This is a genomic window from Rhodococcoides kyotonense, assembly GCF_900188125.1.
GTDB classification, from domain to species: domain Bacteria; phylum Actinomycetota; class Actinomycetes; order Mycobacteriales; family Mycobacteriaceae; genus Rhodococcoides; species Rhodococcoides kyotonense.
In genome coordinates this window covers 114,180-121,146 of record NZ_FZOW01000016.1, presented here as the reverse complement: position 1 = coordinate 121,146, position 6,967 = coordinate 114,180, and the positions used below count along the sequence as shown (strand labels likewise).

At 64.7% G+C, this 6,967-nt stretch carries 8 protein-coding genes; 3 read left to right on the top strand and 5 right to left on the bottom strand.

The genetic code is table 11. From position 1 onward, the window contains the following. Nucleotides 1–127 precede the first annotated feature (127 nt). A complete protein-coding gene (locus CHB96_RS23200; RefSeq protein WP_089250714.1) occupies nt 128–1,000 on the bottom strand; it encodes a PPK2 family polyphosphate kinase in 873 nt (290 codons plus the stop codon). A 33-nt stretch (nt 1,001–1,033) separates the two neighbouring features. Between CHB96_RS23200 and CHB96_RS23195 the strand changes: the two genes are divergently transcribed. Beyond that, entirely contained in the window at nt 1,034–1,495 is a 462-nt protein-coding gene (locus CHB96_RS23195) for a PPOX class F420-dependent oxidoreductase (protein WP_089250712.1), read from the top strand. Nucleotides 1,496–1,632: 137 nt separating this feature from the next. Here the strand turns inward: CHB96_RS23195 and CHB96_RS23190 are convergent, their stop codons facing one another. From CHB96_RS23190 to CHB96_RS23180, 3 genes are all read right to left on the bottom strand, one after another. Then, nucleotides 1,633–2,847 (bottom strand): lipase family protein, encoded by a 1,215-nt coding sequence (locus CHB96_RS23190; RefSeq protein ID WP_089250710.1) that lies wholly within the window; start codon nt 2,845–2,847, stop codon nt 1,633–1,635. Between the two features lie 87 nt (nt 2,848–2,934). Next, complete coding sequence (locus CHB96_RS23185) at nt 2,935–3,909, bottom strand: iron-siderophore ABC transporter substrate-binding protein (protein ID WP_089250708.1); 975 nt, start codon at nt 3,907–3,909, stop codon at nt 2,935–2,937. Nucleotides 3,910–3,917: 8 nt separating this feature from the next. After that, entirely contained in the window at nt 3,918–4,478 is a 561-nt protein-coding gene (locus CHB96_RS23180; RefSeq protein WP_089250706.1) for a type 1 glutamine amidotransferase domain-containing protein, read from the bottom strand. Between the two features lie 60 nt (nt 4,479–4,538). On the opposite strand from CHB96_RS23180, the gene CHB96_RS29815 reads away from it, so the two are divergent. Then, nucleotides 4,539–4,688: an Rv3202a family protein gene (locus CHB96_RS29815; protein WP_176444455.1), complete on the top strand. Its 150-nt coding sequence runs from the start codon at nt 4,539–4,541 to the stop codon at nt 4,686–4,688. Between the two features lie 4 nt (nt 4,689–4,692). On the opposite strand, the gene CHB96_RS23175 is transcribed toward CHB96_RS29815, so the two are convergent. Further along, complete coding sequence (locus CHB96_RS23175) at nt 4,693–5,424, bottom strand: TetR/AcrR family transcriptional regulator (protein ID WP_089250704.1); 732 nt, start codon at nt 5,422–5,424, stop codon at nt 4,693–4,695. A gap of 110 nt (nt 5,425–5,534) precedes the next feature. Between CHB96_RS23175 and CHB96_RS23170 the strand changes: the two genes are divergently transcribed. Beyond that, on the top strand, nt 5,535–6,803 hold the full coding sequence (locus CHB96_RS23170) for a DUF445 domain-containing protein (protein WP_089250702.1): 1,269 nt from the start codon (nt 5,535–5,537) through the stop codon (nt 6,801–6,803). The last annotated feature ends 164 nt before the right edge of the window (nt 6,804–6,967 follow it).

Here is a 6,967-nt window from a genome sequence, read left to right as displayed (position 1 = left end):
CAAGACACTCGGATGGAAGACTCCTCTGCAGATCTTCACCGATATCGTGGAGGAGTACAACGAGTCGCTCGTTGCGACCACCGATTGAACATGTCCATAGTCCACTATGTGTTTCCGTGCACATGGGTCAGCTTTCGGCGAGGCGCTTCTTCTCGTGTTCGACGTCGAAATCGGCCTTCGGCCAATCCAATTCGAGCTTCTGTAGAGCGTCGATCAGCAATTCCGTGACAGCCAATCTGCTGTACCACTTACGATCCGCCTGGATCACGTGCCACGGCGCGTAGTCGGTGTTCGTCCGATCGACGACGCGCTGATACGCAGTCCGGTACTGCGGTAGAAAGCCGCGCTCGGTGACGTCGCCCGGGTTGTACTTCCAGTGCTTGTCGGGCCGATCGAGGCGCTCCTGAAGGCGTCGACGCTGCTCTTCCGGCGAGACGAACAAGGCGACCTTGACGATGTGCGTGCCCTCGTCGGTCAGCTCCTTCTCGAACGCGTTGATTTCGTCGAACCGGGCTTCCCACACCTGCCGCGGCACCAGATCGTGCACGGCCACGACCAGCACGTCCTCGTAGTGCGACCGGTCGAAGACGCCGATCCGTCCGCCGCGAGGCAGCTCCTTCCGAATGCGCCACAGGTAATGGTGCTCGCGCTCCTGCTTCGTCGGCACCCCGAACGACGCGAGGTCGACGCCCTGCGGATCGACCATTCCGATGACGTGCCGGACCATCCCGCCCTTGCCGGCCGTATCCATTCCTTGGAGGACGAGCAGGATCGACCTCAGGTCTCCTGTCCGGCCGTTGGCATACAGCTTCTCCTGCAACGCCGACAGAACCGCACCGCGCTCGGCGAGCAACGCCTGACCGTCGACCTTCTTACCCTCGAAACCTGGTGTCAGCGAATAGTCGATGTCGTCGATTCGCGTCGTGTCGGTCGCACGCAGAACTTCCGGGGCGGGTGTCGACCAGAGGGACTCGTGCGCGTTCTTCGAATGCTTGGCCATCGGGCGAGCCTAACCCCAACTACTGTGGGATACATGGCTCCGAAACTCGCAACCGCCGAATCCGTCGAACGTGCTCGGCTCCTCGAATTCATTTCCACGCGTCACCATTCGACGCTCATCACACACAAGCGCGACGGCAGATTGCAGGTCTCGCCCGTGACGTCGGGCCTCGATTCCGAAGGGCGCATCGTGATCGCGACGTACCCCGAGCGCGCCAAGGTCGTGAACATCAGGCGCAACTCCGCGGTGACGGTATGCATCCACTCCGACGAGTGGAACGACGCGTACGTGCAGGTCGACGGTACCGCCGAGGTGATCGACCTGCCAGAGTCGGTGGAACCGCTCGTCGAATACTTCCGCAGTATCGCGGGCGAGCACTCGGATTGGGACGAGTACCGCCAGGCGATGGTCAAGCAGGGAAAGTCGTTGATCCGCATCACCATCGAGTCCTGGGGTCCCGTCGCCGAGGGTGGGTTTCCGCCGGGACGCGTGTGAACGCTGGTTGGTTCGAGGTGAGCGAGGGCGTCATTCGGTCACTCTGAGTGACCGAATGTGACATTCGGTCACCGGCGGGGGTGTGGGCGGAGGGGTGTGGCCGGCGGGGGGTGTGGCCGGCGGGGGTGTGGCTAGCGTCAGCAGTTGTCCGGGGCCGGACGCCCGGCGAACCGGTCGGCGATCCAGGTCTGCAGAAACGATCCCGGGGTGATGGTGTGCCCCTGCCCCTCGAGTCGGACGCGCAGAACGGAGTCGCCGAAGCCGCAGGCTCGCCCGAGGGCGACTTCGGTCCACGCGGGCAGGACGATGTCGTCGGAACCGCCGTACAGCGCGAGGATCGGTGCAGGAGAAGAACTCTTGGGCAGTGAGTACTCCTGCAGTCTCGATGTGAGTTGTTGTGCCGCTTCGGTATTCGACGCAACAGTGTCTCCTGGCTGCACCTGAGCTGCGGCCGCGGACCTGGCCGCAGCGCTGCCGGGGCCACACGAGATCAACGCCGACTTCTCGTCGCCGAGTATTCCGTGCAAGTGCTCGTCGGGATCGATCGTGGAATCCACTGCGGCAGCGCCTTCGACGATCATCGGATAGAGAGCGCGTTGGCCGTCGGACAGGGTCGACGTCTGGGCCCGCGCGACGACGGGCGAGATGTCGAGCGCGGGTGCGAGAACAGCGGAGCCGACGAGGTCCAGACCGTCGCCGTAGATGTCGCTGAATTCGTTTGCGGCCCAAGCGGCGTGGCCTCCCTGGGACGATCCGGCGGCAAGCCACCGCGTCGACAGGGTCGGGTCGAGGTTGCGGGCTGCCCGCACCGAATCGATGACGTCGAATCCCGCTGTGCGCGGTTCGAGGTACGGGTGCGGCGGTGAGGACGTTCGGCTGCTGAGCCCTTGATAATCGGTGTAGGTGACGGCGTAGCCCTGCTCGAGCAGAAGGGACACGGCGCCTGCGTCTCCGGCCAGGGCCGAAGTCTCGGTCGGGGCACATCCCGGCTCGATCCCGACGGTTCCGTGCGCATAGGCGACGACGGGCCGACCGCCTGCAGGAGCTTCGCCGGCAGGAACGAAGAGCGCACCGCTCACCTGCGTCGACTCGCCCGTGACGCCCGAGACCGACTTGTAGACGTAGGCGACGGCGGACGTGCCGACGGGGAATGCGTCGGCGTCGAATCCTGCCTCGGTCGTGCTCGAGATTATCGTCCCGCGAGCGGCGAGTGCCTCGTCCGTCGCGGTCGGAGCCGTCGTCGAATATGCCGGGGCCGCAGGGTCGGACTGGCCGCATCCCACGAGGAGCGCTCCGCACAGCGCGAGCGAGACCCACGCTGCGGCTCTGTCGGTCGATCGAGTTCCGCGCACGGTTCGATCAAATCATGGGGCGTCGAACGCCCGTGTGTGCGTAGTAGTGCCGGAGCGCTGCTACGCACACACAGGCGCTGCGGTGTCCTACTTCAGGGGAGCGGCGAACAGCGGAACCGCATTCTCGATCGCGTACTGAGTTCCGGCGACCGAGCCGGACGAGAATGCGTTGCTCAGGTTCAGGTCGTCGAGAACCACCAGTCGGCCGTCGCGAGTGGACTCGAGCCCCTGGATGCCGGGGTCGTTGGTGATGACGTCGGCGGTGGTGCCGATCGGGAACATGACGGTCAGGTCGGCGTTCAGCTGTCCGACGTTCTCGGCCGACAGATCGATGGCGAACTTGCCGTCCTCGGCCTGCGACTGGATGGCAGGGGAGTTGACGAAGCCGAGCTTCTTCATGAACTCGACACGGGCGTCGCCGTCGACGTAGGCGCCGAGCTGGCCGCTGTACAGCGTTCCCACCGCGACGGACTTGCCGTCGAACTCGGGGTTGGCCGAGACGGCCGCGTCGAAATCGGCGTTGGTGTCGTCGATGAGCTGCTTGCCCTCGTCGGACTTGCCGAGTGCGTCGGCGACGAGCTGCGTCTGCCCGTCCCACGTGGTGCCGTAGGCGATGTCGGTGCCGACGGGTGCGCCGACGGTGGGGGCGATGTTCGACAGCTGGTCGTAGACGGCCTGGTCGTTGGTGCTGCGGGTCCACAGAATCAGATCGGGATTCAGTGCCGCGACGGACTCGACGTCGACGTCGTAGGTGCCGAGGATCGTGGGCGGTGTGTCGTACGCTTCGTCGACCCACGGGCCGAGACCGTCGCCGCCGACGGCGAGCCAGTCGCTCGCACCGACCGGCTGGACACCGAGAGCGAGAGCGGTCTCCGCATCCGACCACCCGAGCGCGACGACGCGCTGCGGGTCGGCCGGGACGGTCACCTCGCCGAAGATGGTGTCGACGGTGGCACCGTCGGTCGACTCGGAGTTCGTGTCGCTGCTGCTACAGGCCGTCGCGGTGAAGAGGGACACCGTCGCGATCAGCGGAAGGACCGTTGAAAGTCGAAGTTTGCGCATAGGCAACGCTAACCTACGGACGCGCCTTTCGAGAACTGATCGACGATTGCCTCACAGAACGCAGGCAGGTCGTCGGGGTTGCGACTCGACACAAGGCCGTTGTCCACGACGACTTCCTGGTCGACGACGGTTCCGCCTGCATTGCGAATGTCGGTACGGATGCTCGGGTACGACGTCAGCGTGCGTCCGCGCACGACGTCCGCCTCGACGAGCGTCCACGGCCCGTGACAGATGACGCCGACGGGCTTGCCCGACTCGACGAACCGTCGCACGAAATCGACAGCGGCGGAATCGGTCCGCAGCTTGTCCGGGTTGGTGGTGCCGCCGGGGAGGATCAGGGCGTCGAAGTCGTCGGGAGAGACGTCGGCGACAACGCGATCGACACCGAACGTGTTGCCGGCCTCGACGTCGTTGTTCATCGCCTGTATGTCGCCGTGCGTCAGGGCCACGAGAGTTGTTGTGGCACCGGCCTTCTGCACGGCGTCACGAGGCTGAACGAGTTCGACTTCCTCGACTCCGTCGGTCGCGAGAATTGCTACGGTGATGCCGTCCAGCGGTGAGTTGCTCATGACCCGAGGGATGACCGAAGCGCGGCATGCGTAAACCGAAGGATGCGTACGCTGGCGTTCATGCCCGACGACTTCACCGATCCGACCACCGAACCACCCGAGGACGACGACTCACTCGCGGGTGAGATCCCGACGGAGGCCAATCCTGCCGACGTCGTCGAACAGTCCATCGAGGTGCCCATCGATCCTGACGAGGATCGCCCCAGCTGAGCCGTCAGTCCTCGTCGATGAGCGGATGCGGCTGCGACTTGAACTTGGCCGGCGAACCGTCGGACATCGCGACGCCGTGGATGCCGCCCCACGTCATCATGCAGAGGTAGTCGATCAAGTCCTCTGCGGACATCGACTTGTTCGAGATCCACCAGTGCGTCGCCAGCTGAACGGCGCCGACGATCGCGAATGCCCAGGGCACCGAGCCGCCGGAATCCATCTCGCGACTGCGTAGACGTTCTCCGAGCACGGTCGCGAGCAGTTCCGCGATCATCCGCTCGGAGTCGGCGACGACGTCTCGGTTGGGCCCGGCACTGTTGGCCATGACGTAGAGATAGACCTCGGGGTCGGTGGCGACCGTCTCGACGTACGCCGCGATGACTGCCCGCGTCAGGTTGTACTCGTCGAGTTCCTCGGAGATCGCGCTGTAGATGCGCGGAGCAAGCGTCGTTTCGACGTACCGGCTCATCGTCGCGTTGGTCAGGTCGTTCTTGTCCGTGAAGTACCGGTACAGAACAGTTTTCGAGATCCCGATCTCCGACGCGATCTCGTCCATACCGATGTCGCGGCCCCGGAGCCGGATCGCGGCGAGGGTGCCGTCGACCAATTCTTCTCGACGCGCGATCTTGTGCTCACGCCAGCGTCGTTTCCGCCCGTCGGACTTCTCCACCTTGGGTGCCTCGTCGGCTGCCGAGGTTGGGTCGTCCTTGGGCGCCGATGTCGCATTTCTCGCCACGTGTAACCGCCGTATCCCGATCGCCTGTACGTCGAAAACAGCTTAGGCGCCCTGCCTGCTGTCGCGCGCATCCGCCTCGTCGGCGCGCCTCGGTCGGGTTCGCGGGCACAATGGCAGGGGTGCAGCTGACGAATTTCGACGACGCGACCAAACGGCGCGACCTTCGCAAGATGAAGGCCGTCGCGACGGGTTTCCTCGTGTTCGCGACAGTGGTCTACCTGGTGTGCCGATGGCAGGAATCGCGCGGCGCAGGGGAGTGGGTCGGGTACGTGCGCGCGGCGTCGGAGGCCGGCATGGTGGGCGCGCTCGCGGACTGGTTCGCCGTGACGGCGCTGTTCAAGCATCCGCTGGGAATCCCGATTCCGCACACGGCGATCATCAGGAAGAAGAAGGACCAGCTCGGGTCGAGCCTCGGGTCGTTCGTCGGTAGCAACTTCCTGGCGCCCGACGTGGTGTCCGACAAGGTGCAGTCCGCGCAGATCCCACTTCGGCTCGGTACCTGGCTCGCCGAACCCGAGAACGCCGAACGCGTCGCCGCCGAATCCGCGACGATCCTGCACGGCGTCGTCGAGGTGCTCAACGACGAGGACATCACGCAGATCATCGACAACACGATCGTGCGCAGGCTCGCAGACCCCCAGTGGGGTCCACCGATCGGCCGGGTGCTCGAGGAATTGATCGCGGACAACCGACAGCTTCCCTTGATCGACATGCTCGCCGAACGCGCCCATCAGTGGGCCCTCGGCAGTCAGGAGACGATCGATCGCGTCGTGTCGCGGGATTCGCCCACGTGGTCGCCCAAGTTCGTCGACACGCTGCTCGGCGAGAAGATATACAAGGAACTCGTCGAGTTCACGTGGAAGATTCGCGCCAACCCGGACCACGAGATCCGGCTCGCTGCCAACAAGTTCCTCGTCGACTACGCCCACGACCTGCAGCACGATCCCGCGACCATCGACAAGGCCGAGTCGCTCAAAGCGCAGATCATGGGACGCGAGGAGATCACCGGACTCGCGTCGGCGACCTGGAACGTCGCCAAACGGCTCATCACCGAATCGGTCGACGACCCGTCGAGCACACTGCGTCGCAAGTTCAGCGAGAACATTCAGACGTGGGGCGCGCGCATCCGTGACGACCACGAACTGCGAGGCAAGGTCGACGGGTGGCTGCTCGCCGGGGCTCGCCACGTCGCGGCGAACTACGCCGACGAGATCACGACGATCATCACCGACACCGTCGCACGCTGGGATGCCGAAGAGGCCAGTCGGAAGATCGAACTCCAGGTCGGACGGGATCTGCAGTTCATCCGCATCAACGGCACTGTCGTCGGATCCATCGCGGGACTGGCGATCTATTCGCTGTCGAATTTGCTGTTCTGAGTGCGGCTTCGCCGCCCGTGCGTGGATGGTTGGTCCCTGTTGTCACTACGCGCGCACGGGTGCTAGCAGAAGTGCTTGCAATAGTTAGCACCCTTGGGTAGCCTCGGTCGAGTACCACCGAAACCACAAGTTTCGAGCCAGGAACGAGCGGTGAACATGACCCC

What these genes read in the sequence shown, in the direction of transcription:
- CHB96_RS23185 (WP_089250708.1), bottom strand. Translation starts at nt 3,909, where the DNA reads ATGCGCAAACTTCGACTTTCAACGGTCCTTCCGCTGATCGCGACGGTG.
- CHB96_RS23170 (WP_089250702.1), top strand. Translation starts at nt 5,535, where the DNA reads ATGGCAGGGGTGCAGCTGACGAATTTCGACGACGCGACCAAACGGCGC.
- CHB96_RS23195 (WP_089250712.1), top strand. Translation starts at nt 1,034, where the DNA reads ATGGCTCCGAAACTCGCAACCGCCGAATCCGTCGAACGTGCTCGGCTC.
- CHB96_RS23200 (WP_089250714.1), bottom strand. Translation starts at nt 1,000, where the DNA reads ATGGCCAAGCATTCGAAGAACGCGCACGAGTCCCTCTGGTCGACACCC.
- CHB96_RS23180 (WP_089250706.1), bottom strand. Translation starts at nt 4,478, where the DNA reads ATGAGCAACTCACCGCTGGACGGCATCACCGTAGCAATTCTCGCGACC.
- CHB96_RS29815 (WP_176444455.1), top strand. Translation starts at nt 4,539, where the DNA reads ATGCCCGACGACTTCACCGATCCGACCACCGAACCACCCGAGGACGAC.